Source organism: Frateuria sp. sgz306004 (assembly GCF_057750885.1).
The window spans coordinates 94,416-115,996 of sequence record NZ_JBYLFE010000010.1; the positions used below are offsets into that span (position 1 = coordinate 94,416).

Below are 21,581 nucleotides of genomic sequence, written 5' to 3' on the forward strand. Positions count from 1 at the left end.
TGGGGGCCCGAGGGGCCGGCGCAAGTCAGCTGACGGTGTCACCCACGCCGGCCAGCAGGCTCTGGCGCTCCTGCAGCAGCTTGTCGAAAGCGGGCTGGGGCAAGGGACGGCAGAACAGATAGCCCTGCAACTCATCACAGTGGTTGGCGCGGAGGAACTCCATGTGTTGTTCCAGTTCCACGCCCTCGGCCACCACGCCTCGCTTGAGGCGATGGGCCATTTCGATGGTGGCACGCACGATGGCTTCGTCGTCCGGGTCCACACCGATATTGCGCACGAAGCTCTGGTCGATCTTGATGCGATCGGCGGGCAACTTGCGCAGATAGTCCAGGGAAGCGGCGCCGGTACCGAAGTCGTCGATGGCGATGCGACAACCGAGACGATGCAGGCCCTGCAGGTTAGCTACGAGGTTGGGGGCCGCCTTGATGCTGATGCTCTCGGTGACTTCCATCTCCAGCAACCCCGGCTCAAGCCCGCTCTCGTCCAGGGCGGAGGCCACCATGTCGAGCAGGTTGGGCTGCATCAACTGCACGGCCGAAAGGTTCACGCCCAGACGCAACCCCAGCCCATAGCGACGCTCCCACTCCTGCGCGTGGCGACACGCCGCGCGGAGCACCCACTCGCCAATGGAAACGATCAAGCCTGTTTCCTCCGCCAGCGGGATAAAGAACCCCGGGCCGATAAAGCCCAGCTCCGGGTGCTCCCAGCGCACCAGCGCCTCCATGCCCACGATGTCCTCGGTGACCGCGTCGACCTGTGGCTGGTAGAACACGCGCAGTTCGCCTTTGTGCTCGGCGTGGCGCAAGCCGGACTTGAGCGCCAGGTTCTGCTGCTGGGACTGCTCGGCCCTGCCCTCGAAAATCTGATAGTTGTTGCGGCCCAGGCTCTTGGCCGCGTACATCGCTTCATCGGCGTGCTTGAGCAGGGTTTCGGCATCCGGCGCGTCGTCCGGGAAGAAGCTCACGCCGATGGAGGCCGTCACTTGCAGCTCGGTGCCGTCATCGATGCGCAACGGTGCACTCATCACTTGCACCACCTTTTCGGCGATGCGCAACACGTCCTCGTTCTTGACGATATGGCGCAGGATCACGACGAACTCGTCACCGGCGTAACGCGCCACTGTGTCGGATGCGCGCACCGAACCCCGCAGACGCTGGGTGGTGGTGAGCAATACCTGATCACCCACGGCATGCCCCAGGGTGTCGTTGATGGTCTTGAAGCGATCCAGGTCGACGAACAACAGGGCGAAGGACTCGCCCGTGCGGTTTGCTTCACGGATCACCGTATCCAGGCGATCGTTGAACAACAGGCGATTGGGCAGGCCCGTCAGTGCATCGAGCAGACCCTCGGCACGCCCCTGCTCTCGCGTGTGACGCAGCTCCAGGGCGTGCGCGAAGCGCGAGGCCGCGCATCGCAATACCGGTTGCATGATGGCCAGCGCCGGCAGCGGCTGCCTTGACCCCACCAGCAAGGCGCCCAGTACCGTGCGTCGCTCGTCCTGCAAGGGCCAGCCAGCAAAGCCGGCCAGTCCGAGCTGGCCCAGCAAAGGGTCTACCTGCGCCAACCGCGCCGCATCGGATTGATGCAGCATGGCCTGCCCTGAAAGCACCAGCCGCAGCGAACTTTGCAGATGTGGACCGGGCCACGCGGGCTCTTCGCCACGCCAGTACTGCACCAACTGCACGGGCGCGCCGTCATCCTGGCGAGCCGACCACACCGCGACGTAATCGAGGCCCATCTCCTCGTAAAGCAGCCGGGCTGCCTCGGCAATGCCTTCATCGCCACTGCCAGCACTGAACATGCGGGCGAGCAACGCCAGGGCCATTTCGGCCCGAGCGCCAGCACGCGCGCTGCGAAACACCAGCGCCACCGCATCGCGACCGCCATGGCGCACCGGACGCGCACTGGCCTCCCCACCATCCACGCCTCGCACGGAACGGCGACGACACGCATACCAACGCCGCGCCCCCTCGGCGATGACCTGTTCGGCGCTCACTTCGGCAAAGGCCAACACTTCCTGCAGCGGACGCCCGCGCAATTCGTGGTCCGCCAAGCCGCTGTGACGGGCCAGCGCAGGGCTGTACTCCAAGATGCGCCCCCGCACCGGATCGACGATCAACCATTCATTGTCGAGTTCGTCAAACGCGAAACGGTAGTCGCCCAAGCCAATGTTGCCGCCTTGGCCGTTGGCGCCCGCCTGTTGCACGCGCTGCCAGCGGGCCATGAGTTCATGCTCGATCTGGGAGGCATACAGCCAGTCGGCCACGCCAGCCGGCAGCACAATGGGCTTGAGCATGGCGGCATCGTCGAGCACCGCGATGAGCGGTGCATTCGCGCAGGCCGGAAAGCTTCGCAGCGCATCGATTCCCGCCATGGCCTCGCGCCCGTCGCCATCGAACACCATGACGATCAGGGCCAGTGGCGCACGCCCTTCCAGCAGGATACCGGCGTGGGTGGCGTCACGCGCCGAATGCACGACGAAGTGACCATCGCGCTCGAACGTATCAAATAACGCACGGCGCAACTCGCGCTGCGCGGCCACAACCAGGATGCCTGCAGGTGTCGCCATGTCAGAGCAACCAGCGGCCATCGCGCAGGCGCGGACGCAGCGCTGGTTTGGACTGGCAGCTCAACCGCACCAGCACATCATTGAAGCTGGCCACCAGGGCGGGCTGCGGGTCGAGCAACACGACCTTACGGACGTGCCCGGTGGTGGCGCGCGCCAACTGGCGCAGCAGGGTGGCGTCCCCCATACCCAACGGCAACGGCACACGTTGCAACAGATAGACGCCAAAGTGGTGGCTCTGTTGCACGTAGCGCAGTGCGATGCTGAGCCGCTGGGACCCGGGCAGGCCCGTATGTTCCTCTCGCAGGTTGCCCAAGCCCCCTTCCGGGTTCCACAGGTACACCGCCTGGCCGCTGCGGCGTACCAGCGGTCGCAATTGCGCCACCAGCTCGATCTCCTCAGCGCCCTCCAGGGCGACCAGGTTGCCGCGCGCAGCCAGAATGCGCTCGAGGATCTCGGCGCCGGGCGTACTGACGGTAGTAGGGATAGGTGCACTCATTCGTAGGGTAAGTTACGGGGTCTGGTGGCGTTCGCCTAGGCAGATCGTGAAGCCTCGCCTGATTCTGTGAGCCATTCCATGCGGCAGCGCACACGACGCCGTCTCGTTCCAAACGGGACACCCCTTTCCATACGGTGCCGTCTCGCAATCCTCGCTACGGGAGGGTATGGTGCGAACTTTCCTGGTTACCCCAAATCCCCATGTTCGAAGGACTGCGCTTCAATCACTGGAAGACGAACCTGGATGACAGCGGCATCGTCACCCTGTCGCTGGACTGCGCCGGCAGCAACGTCAACACGTTCTCCCGGGTGGTGTTGGACGAGCTTGGCCAGATCATCGAGCGCCTGGCGATCGAGAAGCCTGCCGGTGTGCTGATCCATTCGGCCAAGCCGTTCGGCTTTGCGGTCGGTGCCAACATCAAGGAATTCGTCACTTACGCCCAGCAAGGCACCATCCTGGAAAGCATCCAGTATGGGCAACGTGTGTTCGAGTCGCTGGCCCGCCTGCCCTGCCCGACCGTGGCGGCGGTGCATGGCGCCTGCATGGGCGGCGGCACCGAGTTGATCCTGGCCTGTCGTCAGCGCATTGCCGCTGACGATGACAAGACGCGCATTGGCCTGCCCGAAGTGATGCTGGGCATCTTCCCGGGCTGGGGTGGCAGTGCGCGCCTGCCTCGCCTCATTGGCGCGCCGGATGCACTGCCTATCATGCTGACCGGCAAGGCCTTGTCCGCCAAGCGCGCGCTTGCCCTGGGCGTGATCGACCGTGTGGCGCCACCGGCGGAACTGCTGGCCGAGGCGCGCGCCCTGCTGCGTCGCCCGCACGTGCGTCCGCTGGCGCAGCGGGCCAAAGCCTGGGCTACCAACACCTGGGTGGCACGCCAGATCCTGGCACCGGTGGTGCTGAAGCAAACCGCCGCCAAGGTGCGCAAGGAACACTACCCGGCCCCATTCGCACTGATCGATACGTGGAAGCGGGGCGGGCCCAATATCCAGCAGCGCCTGAAGCTGGAGGCGCGAGCGGTTGCCAAGCTGGCCGAAACATCCACGGCGCAGAACCTGATCCGCATCTTCTTTCTCCAGCAACGCCTCAAGGGACAAGGCAGCGGCGTCGACCATGGCATCAAGCACGTGCACGTGGTGGGTGCCGGCGTCATGGGGGGCGATATCGCTGCCTGGGCGGCCTTCAAGGGTTTCGACGTGACCTTGCAGGACCGCGAAATGAAGTACATCCAGCCCGCACTGGATCGCGCCCGCCAGCTCTATGAAAAAAAGCTCAAGAATGCCGACAAGGTGGAGGCGACCGTGCGCCGCCTGCGCGCTGACGTCGAAGGTTCAGGCGTAGCCAGTGCCGACCTTGCCATCGAAGCGATCTACGAGAACGCCGAAGCCAAGAAAGCGCTCTACGCGAGTATTGAGCCGCAGTTCCAGTCAAATGAATTGCTCGCCACCAATACCTCCAGCATTCCGCTGGACGAACTGCGCGTGGGCCTCAAGGCGCCGCAGCGCTTTATGGGTCTGCACTTCTTCAATCCAGTAGCGCAGATGCCGCTGGTGGAAGTGGTGCGCCACGATCAGCTCGACCCCGCCGCCGAAAAGCGCGCCCTGGCGTTCTGCAAGGCCATCGGCAAGCTTCCCGTCGCGGTGAAGGGTACGCCGGGCTTCCTGGTCAACCGTATTCTGATGCCCTACTTGCTAGAGGCTATGCGCCTGTACAGCGAGGGCGTGCCCGGCCCCGTGCTGGACAAGGAAGCCAAGAAATTCGGCATGCCCATGGGCCCCATCGAGCTGGCCGATACCGTAGGCCTGGATGTTTGTGCATCGGTGGGTAAAGAGCTAGCGCCCTTCCTCGGCCTGGAACTCCCTCCCGGCCTGGAGGACAAGCTCGCGGCCGGCAAGCGCGGCAAGAAGGACGGCCAAGGCATTTATGTATGGCAGGACGGCAAGCCGCAGAAGTCCGAAGTGGACCCGGACTACGTTGTGCCCGCCGACCTGCAGGACCGCATGATCCTGCCCATGGTCAACGAAGCCGTGGCCTGCCTGGCTGATGGCGTGGTCGACGATGCCGACCTGCTCGATGCAGGCGTGATCTTCGGCACCGGTTTTGCGCCGTTCCGCGGCGGCCCGATTCAGTACTTGCGCAGTGAAGGCGCCACGGTAATCAAGGGCAAGCTCGAACGCCTGGCACAACGCTACGGCGAGCGTTTCGCGCCCAAGAACGGTTGGGATTTGCCTACGCTTGCGCAAACAGGTTTTGTCTTGCCCGAGGTTCCCGAACAGGCGGAGGACGCGACCACTTGATCGGTTGACGCTCTCGCATAAAAAAGCCCGGCATGAGCCGGGCTTTTTTCTATCCGAGCAACGCCGCAAACACGGCGCCGCCTTTCACCACATCAGATCGTCGGGCACGCCATCCTCGCCAACGCCGCCCTCACTGCCAGGAGCCACCAGCAAGGCGATCTGGTGCGCATCGATGGCACGCACCTGCTCCGCGAGCTCGCGCGTCACCAGCAGATAACGCCCCTGCTGTTGCACCACACCCAGCTCGCCCGCATTGAGCGCACTGAGCTGCTCGGCATCCACATGCACGCGACGAATTTTGCCGCCGTACTCAAAGTGGCGAACGTGCTCGACATCGGCCTTGTTGAGCGTCTTGCCCTCCAGCAACTGCTGGATCTTGGCCTTGCGCTCTCGGCGCAGGCGGGCATCTTCGGCGGCCGCCTGCTCTGCACGCTTGCGCTCCTGGGCTTCTGTCTGCGCACGTATGGCGTACGCCTTGGCGAGATCGATCTCGCCTCCGTCACGTGACGGCTTACCCGGCTGTTGCGGCTTGCCACCCTGCTTGTGCTGTGGGGGTCTACCGGCATGCTTATGCGGCTTGCCACCTTGCGGTGCTGCCGGACGCTTTTCTTCGCGGACCTGTTTGACGATGCCGCTCTTGAGGAGCTGATCGCGCAGGGATTCGGCCATGATCAAAACTCGATTGCGTAACGGGGAGAGGGATCAATAGTGCGGCGGGGGCGGCTCGCTGTGCGGATCGTGACCCGACGACACACGCAGTGACGACAACTCGCTGCGCAGGTCTTGGATGATGCGCTCCAGCGTCGCAATGCGCACTGACTGCTCGGCGTCGGCCGTGGCCAACGCACTGACCGTATCGTCAATAAAGGTCAGGCGTACTTCAAGCTCGGTGAGCCGCTCCAACAGTGTTTCATCACTCATGCTTACCGCCTCAGACTACGGCCGCGACCGATGCCGTAATAGGCCAGGCCAGCTTCCTCGACCGCCTCAGGGTCATAAAGGTTGCGACCATCGAAAACGGCGGCCGTTCTCAACATGCTGCGCACCCGCGCGAAATCAGGGCTGCGGAACGCCTTCCACTCGGTCACGATGGCCAGCACATCCGCGCCTTCCAGCGCCTGATAGGCATTGCCACACAAGACGAGGTCGGGCCGTTCACCGTAAATGCGTTGCGTTTCGTGGCGTGCTTCCGGATCGAACGCACGCACCGTTGCACCGGCAGCCCAAAGCGCCTCCATCAGGTTACGGCTGGACGCTTCGCGCATATCGTCCGTGTTGGGCTTGAACGCCAACCCCCAGAGCGCGATGGTCTTGCCGGCAAGCTGCCCGTGGAAGTGACGCGAAATCAGCTCGTACAACTTGGTCTTCTGATCGTGGTTCACGGCCTCGACCGCGCCCAGCAGGCGCGCGTCATAGCCCACGCTGCGCGCGGTGCGCTCCAAAGCCTGCACGTCCTTGGGGAAGCAAGAGCCGCCATAACCCGCACCGGGATAAATAAAGTGATAGCCGATGCGAGGGTCGGAACCGATACCTTGACGCACAAGCTCCACGTCGGCGCCCACCCGCTCCGCGATGTTGGCGATCTCGTTCATGAAGCTGATCTTAGTGGCCAGCATGGCGTTGGCCGCGTACTTCGTCAGCTCGGCCGAGCGTTCATCCATCACCACGGTGCGATCATGGTTGCGATTGAAGGGCGCATAGAGTTTGCGCAACACGTTGATCGCGCGCTCGCTCGAGCTACCGATGACGATGCGGTCCGGTCGGAGGCAATCCTCGACGGCATCACCCTCTTTCAGGAACTCGGGATTGGACACCACATCGAACTCGATCGACGCGTCGCGCTTGGCAAGTTCTTCGGCAATGGTCTGGCGAACACGGTCGGCCGTACCCACCGGCACGGTCGACTTGTTGACCACCACGGTGTACCTATCCATGTACTGACCGATGGTGCGGGCCACGCCAAGAACGTACTTGAGGTCGGCACTGCCATCCTCATCGGGCGGCGTGCCCACGGCGATGAACACCACCTGGCCATGCGCGATCGCCGGCGCAGGATCGGTCGTGAACTCCAACTGGCCGCTGGCGAAATTGCGCTTGACGATGGGCTCCAGACCCGGCTCGTAAATGGGTATTTCACCCTGCCGGAGACGCTCGACCTTGCCTGCATCGATATCCACGCACATCACATGGTTACCCATTTCCGCCAGGCAGGCGCCGGTGACCAGGCCTACGTAACCAGTGCCGAAAATCGTGACCTTCATTGTCGCGGGAAGTCCTGAGTGCAAGACCGCAGATTCTAGCAGGCCATAAGGTGGCAGATGCCTGACGGCACGCCCACGCCGGCCGAAAAACAGCGGGGCGCGACCTTCGTCGCGCCCCGCTGGGTATCACCAGTGAATCGCTAGGCGATTACTTGGCACCACCCTGTTCGCCAGCCGGGGTCGCACCGGTCTTGACCAGGGTCACGTCGAAGATGATCGTGGCGTTCGGCGGGAAGCCGTTCTGCGGCTGCGCACCATAGGCGATGTTCGACGGAATGAAGAACTTGTAGTGACCGCCGACCTGCATCAGCTGCATGCCTTCGCGGAAGCCCGGGATCACGCCAGCCAGCGGGATCGAGGCTGCGCCACCGCCCTCGTGCTTGGCAGAATCATCGAACACTTCGCCATTGACGAAAGTACCGACGTAATTCACCTGCACGGTGTCATTCGGACCCGGACGAGCGCCAGTGCCCTGGCTGATCACCTGGTACTGCAGGCCCGATGCGGTCGTCTTCACGCCGGCAGCGGTCTTGTTCTTGGCCAGGAAGGCGTCGCCTTCGGCCTTGTTCTTGGCGGCGACCTGGGTGTACTCGGCCTTGGCCTTGGCCTGCAGGTTGGCCACAAAGGCGTCACGCACCTGCTTGGCTTCGGCCTCGCTCATGGTCGGCTTCTGGCCCGACAGCGCCGACTGCAGGGCGCGAGCGACGGTGGCGGGGTCGACTTCCTCACGAACCAGCGGCGGGAGCGAGCTGGCCAGGTCCCAACCGACCACATAGCTGGCCTTGGTCTTGTCGACCGCGGCCGGGGCGGCAGCTGCAGGGGCGGCGGACTTCGCAGCCTGTGCGTGCACGCCAGCGGTCATGCCCAGTGCAACAGCCAGCGCGGCCGCCGTCAGCGTGGGACGCAGAAAATGCTTCATGTGGAACTCCCTCGTATTGGATATGCCGGCGCTACCGGACTAAAGCCCCCCCGATGGAGGCAGGCCCCGCATTGTGAGGCGCTTGTCGAGTCTTGGCAACGATGTGGGGCATACGACCGTCATCCGTGATTAAAAGTTCACGGAACCGGCATTTTGACGTGGATTTTTACGATTTCTGCACGATCCCGGGGGTACCGCCACCCTCCTATACCGCCGGCGGCGTGTTACTAGCCATGCCCATCACCGGAACGACCCGATTTTTCCAGGGTGTCGCGAAGTGTCGCCTGCAGTCTTGCGTGCACCTGAACCAGTCCTCGCCACAGTAGCCAGGCCAGCAACAGCAACACGAGGATCAGCACCACCACAACCTCCCGTGGCGGCAAGATCGTTGACGCTAACGCCGCCACCAGCAGGCCCAGCACCCACATCGTCGCCACGGGAATGAAACGTGCCAACACCGCGCGGATACGCATGTTGTACGTGCCCCCGATGCGCTCGGGAATACTCAGCTCCGCCAGCAGCATGCCCAGCGCCGTCGCCTTGCGGTAGGCAGCCACGATCATCGGCAACGAGACCAGCGCCGCGATGGACCAGGCCACCGTACGCTTGACCAACGGGCGATCCGCCAGGAACTCCCAGTGGAACAAGCCGCGTCGATATAGGTACGACATGATCAGAAATACTGCCACCACCAGCATCATGTTGATGATGACGTGCCACACCAGGCGCCGAATCATCTTGGCCACCATGACGCCCTGCCCGCCCAGACTTAACTGACTCATCCAGCCTGTATACGCACGCAGTACTCCGGTAAGCCCCTTCGGCAGAAACCTACCAAGCTGATCTGCCAGCGGGTCGGAAGCCCTAATCAGGTAGGGAGTAAGGAAGGTGGTGATGGCCGACACCGCCACTGCAACTGGATAGAGAAAGCTGCTGGTGACCTTGAGCGTGAGACCCAACGAGGCGATCACGAAGGAGAACTCACCGATCTGCGCCAACCCCATGCCCACGCGGAGCGACGTGCGCCCGCCATTACCCGCGACGAACGTGCCGAAGCTGCACGTCAACACCTTGCCCAGCACTACCACCACCGTCACGACCAGGATGGGCAGCCAATATTCCCGCAACATCGCCGGGTCGATGAGCATGCCGATCGCCACGAAGAAGATGGCGCTGAAGACGTCCCGCACCGGCATGATGATGTGCTCGATGCGCTCAACGCTCTGCGACTCACCCACGATCGCACCGATCATGAAAGCGCCCAGTGCGATGCTGTAGCCCATCTGGGTCACCAAAAGGCAAAAGCCGAAACACAGGCCTAGCACAGCAACCAGGAGCACGTCGTCACGACTGACGCGTGCGATGTAGTCCACTACGGGCGGCACCAGTAACAAGCCCACGACCAGCGACACCGCCATGAACAGCGTGAGCCGCCCGATGGCGCCCATCGCCTCTCCGGCCTCAAGGCCGCCTGTACTGGCGATGCCGGTGAGCAGCGCCATCAGCACAATGGCGAGCACGTCCTCGATGATGAGGATGCCGAACATGAGCTGGGCGAAGCGCTCGCGCTTGAGGTTCAGGTCTTCGAGCGCCTTCATGATGATGGTGGTGGAAGACATCGACAGCATGGCGCCGAGGAACAGCGCATCCATCCAGCTCCACCCAAAGAAGCGGCCTATCTCATAGCCCAGCCACAGCATCAGGATGATTTCGCATAGCGCCGCTACCAACGCGGCGCCGCCAACTTCGCGCAGCTTCTTTAGGCTGAACTCCAGCCCTAGCGCGAACAGCAGCAGGATCATGCCCAGCTCGGACAACGTGCGAATCGTCTGCTCGTCGTGGATGAACACCACGGGGAACGTATAAGGCCCCACCAGCACGCCGGCGATGATGTATCCCAGCACCACCGGCTGACGCAGCAGCTGGAAAATAACCGTCGTGAGGCCCGCGATCAACATGACGGTCGCGAGGTCCTGGATGAAGTGCAGATCGTGCATCGATGAAATCCGAGGGGACGTCACCCAAGACTAGCAATCGATCGCGACATGCACAGCTTTTTGCGATGCACGCGACGCCATCGATATCGCCTGATGAGGCGACTTGCTCAAAAATGCGACACCTCAAGCGAAAAACTGCAAAACAAGAAATCACGTAACTTGTTGTCGTGATTGGTTCGTGAAAAAAAATTGAAAAATTATCGACGGGAACGCTTGACGAAATGGCGATCCCTATCTATTCTTTCGGGCTTCCAGAGGCACACGGGGCCATAGCTCAGCTGGGAGAGCGCCTGCATGGCATGCAGGAGGTCGGCGGTTCGATCCCGCCTGGCTCCACCAAATTTAGACAACGTCCCCATCGTCTAGAGGCCTAGGACATCACCCTTTCACGGTGGCGACCGGGGTTCGAATCCCCGTGGGGACGCCATTCTAAAGACCTTCCAGGCAACTGGTTCGGTCCAAGGAATGGGGTCTAGAGTAGTGGATCTGGAAGAAGTTTGAGTGTGGAGCGGTAGTTCAGTCGGTTAGAATGCTGGCCTGTCACGCCGGAGGTCGCGGGTTCGAGTCCCGTCCGCTCCGCCACTTGAATCACACAGAAGCCCGCCATTGGCGGGTTTTTTGTTGCCTGCGCGAAAGCCCTTCCTGGCCCTGGCTGCCGGTATTGGCAGCCACCCGCACTCACTGCCCAAAGACCACTTACCGCCCCAACGACTCGTCCGGTGAGCGGTGATCCTCCAGTCGCTCCAACGTCCCCTTCGAATGCCCTTGCTCGGCCAGGTATTCCAGCCAGCGCGAGAGGAACCCGTTCATGCGCAGCCGGTGCTGAAGCACCGTATGGGCAGGCGGGAACGGCCCAAGCACCTGCCACAGATGCCGACCCGGATGGCAATGCAGCGCCTCGGCCACATGGGCGTCGGTGTACATGCGCAACTGCGCCGATGGCGACGGCTGCCCGGTGTGGGCATCCACGAAGTTATAGGTGAGCTCCAACTCCAGCGTGTATGGGTGGCGCTCCTGAATCTGCAGCCGCACATCCAAGCCATCGTCCACGCTGGACACATAGAACCCCGCTGGCAGTTCCTGGGGCGCAAACAGCCGGACCAATCGGTGGTAGTTCTCCGCATACAGGCCCATCAGGAAGCCGAAGCGACCCGGTAACAGAGCATTGCGACTGTCCAGTACGGCACTCATGGGCGGCGGTGACTCCTCTTAGAACATGGTTCGTTCGATACCGAAGCGGTCGAAGATCTTGCTGGCGATCTCCTCGATGGAAACGTGGGTCGTGTTGAGATTGGGAATGCCCTCGCGACGCATCAACTTGTCTGCCTGCGCCAACTCCCAACGACACTGCTCCAACGTGGCATAACGGCTGCCGGCGCGTCGCTGCTCGCGAATCTGCGCCAATCGCTGCGCATCGATGGTGAGGCCGAACAGACGATCCCGATAGGGACGCAGGCGAGCCGGCAGCTCCAGTTTGTCCAGATCATCGTCGGTCAGCGGGTAATTGGCGGCGCTTACCCCGTAATGCAAGGCCATGTAGAGGCAGGTGGGCGTTTTACCCGAGCGGGAGACTCCCACCAAGATCAGGTCGGCCTGGGCGTAATCCACGTCAATGCCGTCATCGTGCGACAACGCATAGTTGGTCGCATTGATGCGCGCCTCGTACTTGTCGAAGTCCACCAGACCATGCGAGCGGTTCACTGCGCCGGAACGCTTGGCGCCGAGCTCTTCTTCCAGCGGCCCGATGAATGGAGCGAACACATCAAGCATCAGCGCCCCGCTTTCGGCCACGATCTCGCACAGATCACGCGAGGCCATGGTGTTCACCACGATCGGGCGCTGCCCGGTCTGGGCATAACGGGTCTTGATGCGTAGTGCGGCGGCCTCGGCCTTGTGGGGGTCATCCACGAACGGCAGGCGGTGCTTTTCGAACTGCACCCCCTCGAACTGGGCCAAAATGCTGTTCCCGATTGTCTCGGCGGTAATACCAGTGGAATCGGAGATGAAAAAAACCGTTCGCTGCATGGGTAATCCAAAGTCCCTGAGGGTTCCTGGCACACACCTTAGCTCAACGTGAAAAGCCTGTCTTTGCTTGACTCACGGCTGACTGGTATGCAGTTGGCGCCGGTTTTGCCCCGAATGGTCTTCTTGTGCTGCGCACCATCCGCAGCGGACAATACCAGTTCTTTGTTGCCTGGTTTTCGGATAAGCCGGGCCAAACCTGCTTCAAAACCTACGAGCTCTTGAGGAGACTCCCTTGAACGACCTGGTGCTTTGGCTCGACACGCTGCGCATGACCGACCTGGGCAAGGTCGGCGGCAAGAATGCGTCGCTCGGCGAGATGATCGGTAATCTCGCCAAACTTGGCGTGTCCGTGCCCGGTGGCTTCGCCACCACCGCCGACGCGTTCCAGCAGTATCTCGACAAGAGTGGCGTGGCCAAGCGCATCCAGGCGCGCCTGGCCTCGCTGGACGTGGATGACGTTGAAGCGCTCACCGTCGCCGGTAAGGAAATCCGCGAATGGGTCACCGAGACGCCGCTGCCGTCCGACCTCGACCAGGCCATCCGCGACGCCTACATCAAGCTCTGCAAGGACGCTGGCGCCGACAACATCGCCGTTGCCGTGCGCTCCTCCGCCACCGCCGAAGACCTGCCCGACGCCTCGTTCGCCGGCCAGCAGGAAACCTTCCTCAACGTGGTGGGCATCGAGGACGTGCTGCACAAGGTGAAGGAAGTCTTTGCCTCGCTGTACAACGACCGCGCCATCGCGTATCGCGTGCACCAGGGCTTCAAGCACGAAGACGTGTTCCTCTCCGCCGGCGTGCAGCTGATGGTGCGCTCGGACTTAGGCGCCTCTGGCGTGCTGTTCACCCTCGACACCGAATCGGGCTTCCGTGATGTGGTGTTCGTCACTGGCTCCTATGGCCTGGGCGAGATGGTGGTTCAGGGCGCGGTGAACCCCGACGAGTTCTACGTGTTCAAGCCCACCCTCAAGCAGGGTAAGCCCGCCGTGCTTCGTCGCGCACTGGGCGCCAAGCAGCAGCGCATGGTCTATTCGGACAAGCCGGGCGAGCGCGTCAAGATCGAGGAAACCCCCGCCGAGCTGCGCAACCGCTTCTGCATCAACGATGCCGATGTCGAGGAACTGTCCAGGCAGGCACTGATCATCGAACAGCACTACGGCCGACCGATGGACGTGGAATGGGCGAAGGACGGCAACACCGGCAAGCTGTACATCGTGCAAGCCCGCCCGGAGACGGTGAAGTCGCGCGCCCAGGCGACCCAGCTCGAGCGCTTCCACCTCAATGAAAAGGGTGAGGTGCTGGCCGAAGGTCGCGCCATTGGTCAGAAGATCGGTAGCGGCAAGGCTCGCGTGATCCGTTCGCTGGCCGACATGAACAAGGTGCAGCCGGGCGACGTGCTGGTGGCCGACATGACCGACCCCGACTGGGAGCCGGTGATGAAGCGCGCCGCCGCCATCGTGACAAATCGCGGCGGCCGCACCTGCCACGCGGCCATCATCGCCCGCGAGCTGGGCGTGCCGGCCGTGGTCGGCACCGGCAACGGCCTGGAAGCCATTCCCGATGGCGCCGAAGTCACCGTGTCCTGCGCCGAAGGCGATACCGGCCTCATCTATAAGGGCCAGCTCAAGTTCGACCGCGTCACCGCCGACCTGGGCGACATGCCCGAGGCGCCGCTGAAGATTATGATGAACGTGGCCAACCCCGAGCGCGCCTTCGATTTCGGCATGCTGCCGAACGCCGGCATCGGCCTTGCCCGCCTGGAAATGATCATCGCCAGCCACATCGGCGTGCATCCCAAGGCGCTGCTGGAATACGCCAAGCAGGATGCCGAAACCAAGCGCAAGATCGACGAGCGCATGGCCGGCTATGCCGACCCGGTGTCGTTCTACGTGGACCGCCTTGCCGAAGGCATCGCCACCATTGCCGCCTCGGTGTTCCCCAAGCCGGTGATCGTGCGCCTGTCCGACTTCAAGTCCAACGAATACGCCGGCCTGATCGGCGGTTCGCGCTACGAGCCGCATGAAGAGAACCCGATGATCGGCTACCGCGGCGCCAGCCGTTACGTCGACCCGGGCTTCGCCGAGTCGTTCGGCCTGGAGTGCAAGGCCGTCAAGCGCGTGCGCGAGGTGATGGGCCTGGACAACGTGTGGGTGATGATCCCGTTCGTGCGCACCCTCGACGAAGGCCGCAAGGTCATCGACGTACTCGCCAAGAACGGACTCAAGCAAGGCGAACACGGCCTCAAGGTCATCATGATGTGCGAGGTGCCCTCCAATGCCCTGCTGGCAGCGGAATTCCTCGAGATCTTCGATGGCTTCTCGATCGGCTCCAACGACCTGACCCAGCTCACCCTGGGCCTGGATCGTGACTCGAGCATCGTGGCCAACCTGTTCGATGAGCGCGACCCGGCCGTGAAGAAGTTGCTGGCCATGGCCATCCAGACCGCTCGCGAAAAGGGTAAGTACGTGGGCATTTGCGGCCAGGGCCCGTCCGATCACCCGGATCTGGCCGAGTGGCTGATGGATCAGGGCATCGAATCGGTGTCGCTCAATCCCGACACGGTGGTGGACACCTGGCTGCGCCTGGCCAAGCACAAGGCAGGCTGATCGTTCCGACGGCAGTACTCAGGGGCGGTGGCGACACCGCCCCTTCTTTTTGCCCACAAGACCATGGGCGCCAGCCGCTGAAACTTTTCACCCGCGGGCCAGTCAGTTCCCTCACCTGGGACATCATGGAGGGACTGACATGCGCGCCTTCATCGGCTTGATCTCGCGCAACCGCGGACTCATCGCCTTCACGCTATGCATGCTGGTGTTTCGCAGTGCCATTGCGGATTGGAACGTTGTGCCTACGGGCTCCATGCAACCCACCATCCGCATTGGCGACCGCATCATGGTCGACAAAGCCGCCTACGACTTGCGCCTGCCCTTCACCCATCTCTCCCTTCTCCATCGCGCAGACCCGCAACGCGGTGACATCGTGGTGCTCGACTCCAGCGCCGCAGGCGAACGCTTGGTCAAGCGGGTGATCGGCATCCCGGGCGATCAGATCGACCTGGTGCACAACCGCCTCACCGTCAACGGCAAGGCCGCGCTCTACGAGACCGCGACCGTCAGCGGGATACGGGACGATCGAGAGGACCCTGCCCTCTATGCCGTCGAGCAAGTGGGCACCCAACGACACCTGGTGCGCTGGTCGCAAGCCCAACAAGGCCACACTGTCGATTTCGGGCCGGTCACCGTGCCACCCGGCGAATATCTGCTGCTGGGTGACAACCGGGACAACAGTGCCGATTCCCGCTACTTCGGATTCTTCCCGCGCGGGGAGATCACCGGCCGCGCCACCCGGGTCGCACTCTCCCTGGACCCGGGCAACCACTACCTGCCTCGCGGGGACCGCTGGGGCGCCGCCCTGCGCTGAGCGTTCCGACGAAATCACCCAAACCAGTTGTCAGCCGCCGTCACACCGCGTAAGATTGCCGGCTCGCGTGGACCACACGCACCGCTTCGGAGAGGTGGCAGAGTGGTCGAATGTACCTGACTCGAAATCAGGCGTACGTGTAAGCGTACCGTGGGTTCGAATCCCACCCTCTCCGCCAGTAGCAAGCAAAGCGCCCCCTCGTGGGGCGTTTTGTTTTATACGGTGTCCGGATGCCTCGCGATCACGCCGATCAGGAGTGATGAGCGCCTTTATCGACGCATCGCCACGCTGACTCGGCACCACGCCAAACGCCCACAACGTCTTTGCGCATTCGCGCCTCTTCCGTCATGCTCGCAACGAAAGGCCACACCAGGCACCCCATGATCGAGTTCGGACACGGAACGCACGTCGGCCTGCGTCGCACGCGCAACGAAGACACCTACTATGCCGACGCATCGCTGGGCCTGTTCCTGGTGGCCGACGGCATGGGTGGTCATCAGCATGGCGAAGTCGCTGCGGCCATCGTGCGCGATGCGGTCGCCGACCTGGTGACACGTGGCCATACACTGGTCGAGGCGGTGCGCGCGGCGGACGCGCGACTGATCCAGCATGGCAAGGGCTTTCGCGATACACGCCCCATGGGCACCACGATTGCCGCGCTACGCCTGCACGCGGAAAGCTATGAGGTGGTCTGGGTGGGCGACAGTCGCGTGTACCTTTGGCAGAAGCAACTGCGCCAGGTGAGCCACGACCATTCGCTCGTGCAGGAACTGGTGGCGGCGGGAACGCTCGATGCCTCGCAGGCGGCACGGCACCCGCAACGCAATGTCATCACCCAGGCACTCGGTATCACCGCTGCCGAGCAATTGCATATCGGTATGGCGCGTGGTCGCCTGCAGCCGGGCATGAGCTTTCTGCTATGCACGGACGGGTTAACCGAGGAAGTGGGCGATAACGCCATCGCCGCCGTCGTGTCTCGTCAGGATCTGTCGGCCCAGGAAAGCGTGGAGCACCTGCTGCTCGCCGCCCTGGATGGCGGCGGCAGCGACAACGTTACTGCGATATTGGCGCGCGTGAATTGATCAGTTGATAGCGGGCGGCGCATCCGCACGTCGCCACACGCAACTGCCACCAGCGCTCTTGTCTAGCGCGTCGAGGCGCTTTTCGTGCAGCTCCAGCTCCTCGCCCGTGGCGCGCAGCACGCGGGGGCGACGATCGAGAACGATGGGCGCCAGGGCCACGGAAGCACCCTGCTCTTGCGCACCCTCAAAGCCGAGGTCGAGCACGACCTGGCCGGAGGTCATGGCAAGGTATACCTCTGCCAGCAGCTGTGCGTCGATCAAGCCGCCGTGCAGGTCGCGTGCGGAGTTGTCTACGCCAAGACGCTTACACAGCGCATCAAGACTGTTGCGCTGCCCGGGGTAGCGCTCGCGCGCCATCAACAGCGTATCGATCACCGGGCATCGGTCGCCTATGCGCCCATAAGCGCCGCCGAGTCGGGCCAGTTCTGCATCGAGAAAGCCCACGTCGAACGTAGCGTTATGGATGATCAGTTCCGCGCCGTCGATGAAGGCGAGAAAGTCCTCCACAACGTCGGCAAAGCGCGGCTTGTCGAGCAGAAACTCGTCCTCGATGCCTGTGACCTGCCGTGCGCCTTCATCGATCGCGCGATCAGGGTTGAGATAAGTTTGATAATGGCGCCCGGTGGGGCGTCGCTCCACCATCTCCACGCAGGCGATTTCGATCAGGCGATGACCCTGACGAACCTCCAGGCCGGTGGTCTCGGTATCAAGCACGATCTGTCTCATGCCTTGTCCTTGTACTGCTCGGCCTGCTCGCGCGCGGCGACATCCACTCGTTCGTTCTCCGCATGGCCGTTGTGTCCCTTGACCCAATGCCAGCGCACCTGATGCGACTGCGTGGCTGCCGACAGGCGCTGCCACAGATCCTGGTTCTTGACCGGCTTTTTGTCAGCCGTGAGCCAACCATTATTGCGCCACTTGGGCACCCACTCCTCGATGCCCTGCATCACATAGCGCGAATCAGTCGTAAGCGCGACCTTGCAGGGCCGCGTCAACGCCTCCAGCGCCGCAATCGCCGCCATGAGTTCCATGCGATTGTTGGTGGTGTCGGGCTCGCCACCCGATAGCAGGCGTTCGGTGCCCTTGGCGCGCAACAGGGCAGCCCATCCGCCCGGCCCAGGGTTGCCCAGGCACGCACCATCCGTAAAAGCTTCCACGTCGGTCATCGTCACTCGTCAATCAATCCCATCATTTTTCAAGAAGCCACATTCCGCCGAGCACCCGGTGCCAATCCCACGTTCACCGGCGCAGGCACCGGCTTTGGTTTGAGACGAATGGGCGTCGCCACGCGACGACGTTTGCGTGCGATCAGCACGTAACCGCCACCGAAAGCGTGGGACGCATCCAGGCCGACACTACCACCGGGCCAGAGCGCACCCACGCGCTCGACCCGTTCGATGTCCAACTCAAAGCGACGCACCCAGCGCTCCAACTGGATGGGCGAGTGCACCGCCAACCTTCGGCCACGTGCGCGCCACAACATCCATGGCATCCACGCACTGAAGGGGTGCAGCCCCGTCAATGCAAGCACGCCGCCAGGTGCGAGGACGCGCGAGGCCTCCTCCAGCAGCTCCTGTGGCGTGCCCGACACTTCCAACGCGTGACGCAACAAAACCAAGTCGAACGCATCGTCCAGAAACGGCAGCGGCTCGTCACTACGGGCACGCACGTCGCCCTCATAACCATCGACCCCGATGCGCAGTTTCGCCCAGTTACCCAGCAGCGGAAGCATGGGCGGGGAATCATCCGAAGTCGCACTAAGCAACAACGCATGGGTTCCCGCGCAACGCTGCAACCCAGGCACTAGCGCCACCGCCTCTTGCGCCAGAAGGCTGCGCAAGGGGGCACTGGCATAGATGTCTTGGTCGCGCTGAGACATGCCCGTGGCGGCTCGCTTGTATCGATGCCGACAGTGTAACGGCAGGCCACCGTTTGCGTGCCCTGGTTCACGCATAAGAACTCGACCGTCCCACAAGCCTGAACAGCGATTCCGGCGTTAACGTCTCACTAACGAGTGACCCTGCCTCGCCCTTTATAGTCAACGGCTTCGCGCAAGCCAGGGAGGGGCCTGCGTCAGTCGATACGAATCCGTCGAGGGGCTTCTCTTTGCACGTCGTACCGTTACCGGCGCTCGCCGACAACTACATTTGGCTGCTGCACGACGAGCTTGGTCAGGCCCTGGTGGTCGACCCGGGTGATGCTGCGCCCGTCGAGGCCGCCTTGAAGGCACGCAACCTGAGTCTCGGGGCCATTCTCCTCACTCATCATCATGCCGACCACATCGGTGGCGTGGACGCCCTGCTGGCCCGGCACGATGTGCCGGTCTATGCGCCGCATGACGAACGCATCCCCACGGCCAACCACCGGGTCGGGGGTGGCGACGTCGTTTCGCTCACCCAGCCGAGCGCCCGCTTCCATGTGATCGCCGTGCCTGGACACACCACCAGCCATATCGCTTATGCGGGCTGCGGCGTCCTTTTGTGTGGCGATACCCTTTTCAGCCTTGGTTGCGGCCGCCTTTTTGAGGGCACGCCGGAGCAGATGCTCGCTTCGCTGGATCGTCTTGCCGCACTGCCTGACCAAACATTGGTGTGTTGTGCCCACGAATACACCGCGTCGAATGCGCGCTTTGCGCAAACAGTAGAACCAACGAATGCGGCGCTGGCGGCACGCCAGCGCGAAGTCGCGCAGCTTCGCGCGAACGATCTACCCAGCCTTCCCGTCATGCTGGGCACTGAGCGTGCCACCAACCCCTTCTTGCGCACCGACAGCGAAGAGGTCATCGCCTGGAGCCAGGCTCACGGCATCCACGGAGACCGTGTTGCGCGCTTCGCGGCACTGCGCGCCCAAAAGGACGTGTTCAGCTGATGAACGCCCATCGCCTTCGCCCCCTGCCCGCACTGCTCTCGGTCTTGTTGACCGCGTGCGCCACCACGTCGCTGCCTACCGCCACGCACGCGCCCAAGATCGAGGCGCCCAAACCGCAACCGGTCGAGCATATTTCCCATCCCGTAGCCGTGCCGGTGGCGACTTCCGACCACACGACCATGTGGGACCAACTACGCGGCAGTTTTGCCATGGCCGATTGCGATGCCGACCCTGGCATCCAGTCCTGGGCGCGGCGCTACACGCAAAATCCAGATCGTTTCGAAAGCCAACTTGCCGCCGCGGCGCCTCGCCTCGCTTACGTGCAGCAGATCGCAGCCCGCCACGACGTGCCTGGCGAGTTCGCGCTGCTGCCATGGGTTGAAAGCCAATATCGCCCCGTAGCGGGCGGCAAGAATATGCCTGCCGGCATGTGGCAGATCATGCCCGTGACGGCGAGCGCGCTGGGCATACGCGTTAACAAGGGTTACGACGGCCGCATGGATGTACCTGCCGCCACCGACGCCATCATGGCGCTGCTCAGTCGCTACCATGACGATCTTGGCGACTGGCGACTGGTCGACTACGCGTTCAACACCGGTGAGTTCGGTCTCCGCAAAATGATCGACAAGCACGGCGTGCCGCCGGAGGATCCGGTGATTCCACGCATGCCGGTCAAGCCCGTGACGCGTGAACACCTGGTCAAGTTGCTGGCCATCGCCTGCGTCATCCGGGAGCCGGACCGCTTCAACGTCAGCTTGCCCACGCTGCCGTCGGAGGAGCAACTGGTCAAGGTCAGCATCAACAACTCCATGCCGATCGCACACGCCGCCAGCCACGCCGGCATGAGCACCGACGAACTCAAGGATCTCAACGCCGGCTTCCGCAACGGCGTGGTCGATTCCAGCGCTTCGCCCTATTTGTTGCTGCCGCGCAAGCGTGTTCAGCAGTTCCAGAACTCTCTGCTCACCGACAACGATGGCTCCGCGCAGACCATGGCGGGCACCTCGACACTACCGCCGCTCAGCCCAGCGCTGGATGCCGCTTCCGACCAAGACACGCCTCGCAACACAACCGGGCGCACCCACACCGTAAAGAGCGGCGAAAGTTTGTGGAGCATCGCCAAGCGCTACTCCGTGGGCATCAAGCAACTTGAGCGCTGGAACAACCTGCAGACCGCCAGCGTCAAGCCAGGACAGGTGCTCAAGATCAGCGGACCCGGCTGAATACGCTGCTAGACTGCCCCGAGCGCCTCGACAGGAGAGCGCCTCGCCGGGAGATCGCATCATGGGATTCCTGCACGGCAAACGCGCCTTGATCGTAGGCCCGGCCAATCAGCGCTCCATCACCTGGGGCCTCGCCCTCGCGATGCATCGCGAGGGCGCGCAACTGGCTTTTACCTATGCGAGCGAACGGCTCAAGGATTGCACGGAAGAGGCCGCCAACGCCTTCGGCGCCAACCTGGTGTTTCCCTGTGATGTGGCCGAGGATGCGCAGATCGAAACGCTGGCGAAGTTGCTGGACGCGCACTGGAAAGGCTTGGCGGTCTCTAACATCAAGTGCAACACCCCAATGGAGGTGATGCATGGGTCAGCACTACAGTCATCTGAGCGCCGAAGAGCGAGGCGCCATCATGGTGGGCAAGGCG

At 63.0% G+C, this 21,581-nt stretch carries 18 protein-coding genes, 4 tRNA genes and 1 pseudogene; 11 read left to right on the forward strand and 12 right to left on the reverse strand.

Going from position 1 to position 21,581, the window contains the following annotated elements; translation table 11 throughout:
- Window positions 1-25 precede the first annotated feature (25 nt).
- A complete protein-coding gene (locus AC3G2C_RS18570; protein ID WP_488386117.1) occupies window positions 26-2,569 on the reverse strand; it encodes a putative bifunctional diguanylate cyclase/phosphodiesterase in 2,544 nt (847 codons plus the stop codon).
- A gap of 1 nt (window position 2,570) precedes the next feature.
- Window positions 2,571-3,065, reverse strand: a complete 495-nt coding sequence (locus AC3G2C_RS18575; protein WP_488386118.1) for a hypothetical protein — start codon at window positions 3,063-3,065, stop codon at window positions 2,571-2,573.
- Window positions 3,066-3,265: 200 nt separating this feature from the next.
- Here AC3G2C_RS18575 and AC3G2C_RS18580 point away from each other — a divergent pair, with 200 nt between their 5' ends.
- Complete coding sequence (locus tag AC3G2C_RS18580; protein WP_488386119.1) at window positions 3,266-5,365, forward strand: 3-hydroxyacyl-CoA dehydrogenase NAD-binding domain-containing protein; 2,100 nt, start codon at window positions 3,266-3,268, stop codon at window positions 5,363-5,365.
- A gap of 84 nt (window positions 5,366-5,449) precedes the next feature.
- On the opposite strand, the gene AC3G2C_RS18585 is transcribed toward AC3G2C_RS18580, so the two are convergent.
- The 5 genes from AC3G2C_RS18585 to AC3G2C_RS18605 all read right to left on the reverse strand — a co-directional run bounded on the left by AC3G2C_RS18585 (window position 5,450) and on the right by AC3G2C_RS18605 (window position 10,542).
- Window positions 5,450-6,034 (reverse strand): DUF2058 domain-containing protein, encoded by a 585-nt coding sequence (locus tag AC3G2C_RS18585; protein ID WP_488386120.1) that lies wholly within the window; start codon window positions 6,032-6,034, stop codon window positions 5,450-5,452.
- 33 nt (window positions 6,035-6,067) lie between these two features.
- Window positions 6,068-6,286, reverse strand: coding sequence for a SlyX family protein (locus AC3G2C_RS18590; protein ID WP_488386121.1), 219 nt, complete (start codon window positions 6,284-6,286; stop codon window positions 6,068-6,070).
- A gap of 2 nt (window positions 6,287-6,288) precedes the next feature.
- On the reverse strand, window positions 6,289-7,626 hold the full coding sequence (locus AC3G2C_RS18595; RefSeq protein ID WP_488386122.1) for a UDP-glucose dehydrogenase family protein: 1,338 nt from the start codon (window positions 7,624-7,626) through the stop codon (window positions 6,289-6,291).
- A gap of 148 nt (window positions 7,627-7,774) precedes the next feature.
- Window positions 7,775-8,545: an FKBP-type peptidyl-prolyl cis-trans isomerase gene (locus AC3G2C_RS18600; RefSeq protein ID WP_488386123.1), complete on the reverse strand. Its 771-nt coding sequence runs from the start codon at window positions 8,543-8,545 to the stop codon at window positions 7,775-7,777.
- Between the two features lie 227 nt (window positions 8,546-8,772).
- Window positions 8,773-10,542, reverse strand: a complete 1,770-nt coding sequence (locus AC3G2C_RS18605; RefSeq protein WP_488386124.1) for a cation:proton antiporter — start codon at window positions 10,540-10,542, stop codon at window positions 8,773-8,775.
- Between the two features lie 263 nt (window positions 10,543-10,805).
- On the opposite strand from AC3G2C_RS18605, the gene AC3G2C_RS18610 reads away from it, so the two are divergent.
- From AC3G2C_RS18610 to AC3G2C_RS18620, 3 genes are all read left to right on the forward strand, one after another.
- Window positions 10,806-10,881 (forward strand) — tRNA-Ala (locus tag AC3G2C_RS18610).
- 12 nt (window positions 10,882-10,893) lie between these two features.
- Window positions 10,894-10,969: transfer RNA gene (locus tag AC3G2C_RS18615), tRNA-Glu, on the forward strand.
- Between the two features lie 78 nt (window positions 10,970-11,047).
- Window positions 11,048-11,124 (forward strand) — tRNA-Asp (locus AC3G2C_RS18620).
- Between the two features lie 114 nt (window positions 11,125-11,238).
- Here AC3G2C_RS18620 and AC3G2C_RS18625 read toward each other — a convergent pair.
- Entirely contained in the window at window positions 11,239-11,733 is a 495-nt protein-coding gene (locus AC3G2C_RS18625; RefSeq protein ID WP_488386125.1) for a DUF1249 domain-containing protein, read from the reverse strand.
- An 18-nt stretch (window positions 11,734-11,751) separates the two neighbouring features.
- Entirely contained in the window at window positions 11,752-12,567 is an 816-nt protein-coding gene (gene ppsR / locus AC3G2C_RS18630) for a posphoenolpyruvate synthetase regulatory kinase/phosphorylase PpsR (RefSeq protein WP_488386126.1), read from the reverse strand.
- A 232-nt stretch (window positions 12,568-12,799) separates the two neighbouring features.
- On the opposite strand from ppsR, the gene ppsA reads away from it, so the two are divergent.
- From ppsA to AC3G2C_RS18650, 4 genes are all read left to right on the forward strand, one after another.
- Window positions 12,800-15,172, forward strand: a complete 2,373-nt coding sequence (ppsA, locus tag AC3G2C_RS18635; protein WP_488386127.1) for a phosphoenolpyruvate synthase — start codon at window positions 12,800-12,802, stop codon at window positions 15,170-15,172.
- A 139-nt stretch (window positions 15,173-15,311) separates the two neighbouring features.
- Window positions 15,312-15,986, forward strand: a complete 675-nt coding sequence (gene lepB / locus AC3G2C_RS18640) for a signal peptidase I (protein ID WP_488386128.1) — start codon at window positions 15,312-15,314, stop codon at window positions 15,984-15,986.
- 88 nt (window positions 15,987-16,074) lie between these two features.
- Window positions 16,075-16,164 (forward strand) — tRNA-Ser (locus AC3G2C_RS18645).
- Between the two features lie 202 nt (window positions 16,165-16,366).
- Window positions 16,367-17,068, forward strand: coding sequence for a PP2C family protein-serine/threonine phosphatase (locus AC3G2C_RS18650; RefSeq protein ID WP_488386129.1), 702 nt, complete (start codon window positions 16,367-16,369; stop codon window positions 17,066-17,068).
- Here AC3G2C_RS18650 and dnaQ read toward each other — a convergent pair whose 3' ends face one another.
- Genes dnaQ through AC3G2C_RS18665 form a run of 3 tightly spaced genes read right to left on the reverse strand, consistent with a single transcriptional unit; the run spans window position 17,069 to window position 18,800 of the window.
- Window positions 17,069-17,794, reverse strand: coding sequence for a DNA polymerase III subunit epsilon (dnaQ, locus tag AC3G2C_RS18655; protein ID WP_488386130.1), 726 nt, complete (start codon window positions 17,792-17,794; stop codon window positions 17,069-17,071).
- Window positions 17,791-18,234, reverse strand: coding sequence for a ribonuclease HI (gene rnhA, locus AC3G2C_RS18660; protein ID WP_488386131.1), 444 nt, complete (start codon window positions 18,232-18,234; stop codon window positions 17,791-17,793). The genes dnaQ and rnhA overlap by 4 nt, the downstream gene beginning before the upstream one ends.
- A gap of 29 nt (window positions 18,235-18,263) precedes the next feature.
- Window positions 18,264-18,800, reverse strand: a complete 537-nt coding sequence (locus AC3G2C_RS18665; RefSeq protein ID WP_488386132.1) for a class I SAM-dependent methyltransferase — start codon at window positions 18,798-18,800, stop codon at window positions 18,264-18,266.
- A gap of 374 nt (window positions 18,801-19,174) precedes the next feature.
- Here AC3G2C_RS18665 and gloB point away from each other — a divergent pair, with 374 nt between their 5' ends.
- The 3 genes and pseudogenes from gloB to AC3G2C_RS18680 form a co-directional block, all read left to right on the forward strand.
- Window positions 19,175-19,936 (forward strand): hydroxyacylglutathione hydrolase, encoded by a 762-nt coding sequence (gene gloB / locus AC3G2C_RS18670; protein ID WP_488386133.1) that lies wholly within the window; start codon window positions 19,175-19,177, stop codon window positions 19,934-19,936.
- The gene (locus AC3G2C_RS18675) at window positions 19,936-21,159 is read left to right on the forward strand and encodes a LysM peptidoglycan-binding domain-containing protein (RefSeq protein WP_488386134.1); all 1,224 of its coding nucleotides are present in this window, start codon (window positions 19,936-19,938) and stop codon (window positions 21,157-21,159) included. Before gloB ends, AC3G2C_RS18675 begins: the two co-directional genes overlap by 1 nt.
- Window positions 21,160-21,301: 142 nt before the next feature.
- A pseudogene (locus AC3G2C_RS18680) lies at window positions 21,302-21,418 on the forward strand (enoyl-[acyl-carrier-protein] reductase FabI); the annotation flags it as partial.
- Between the last annotated feature and the right edge of the window lie 163 nt (window positions 21,419-21,581).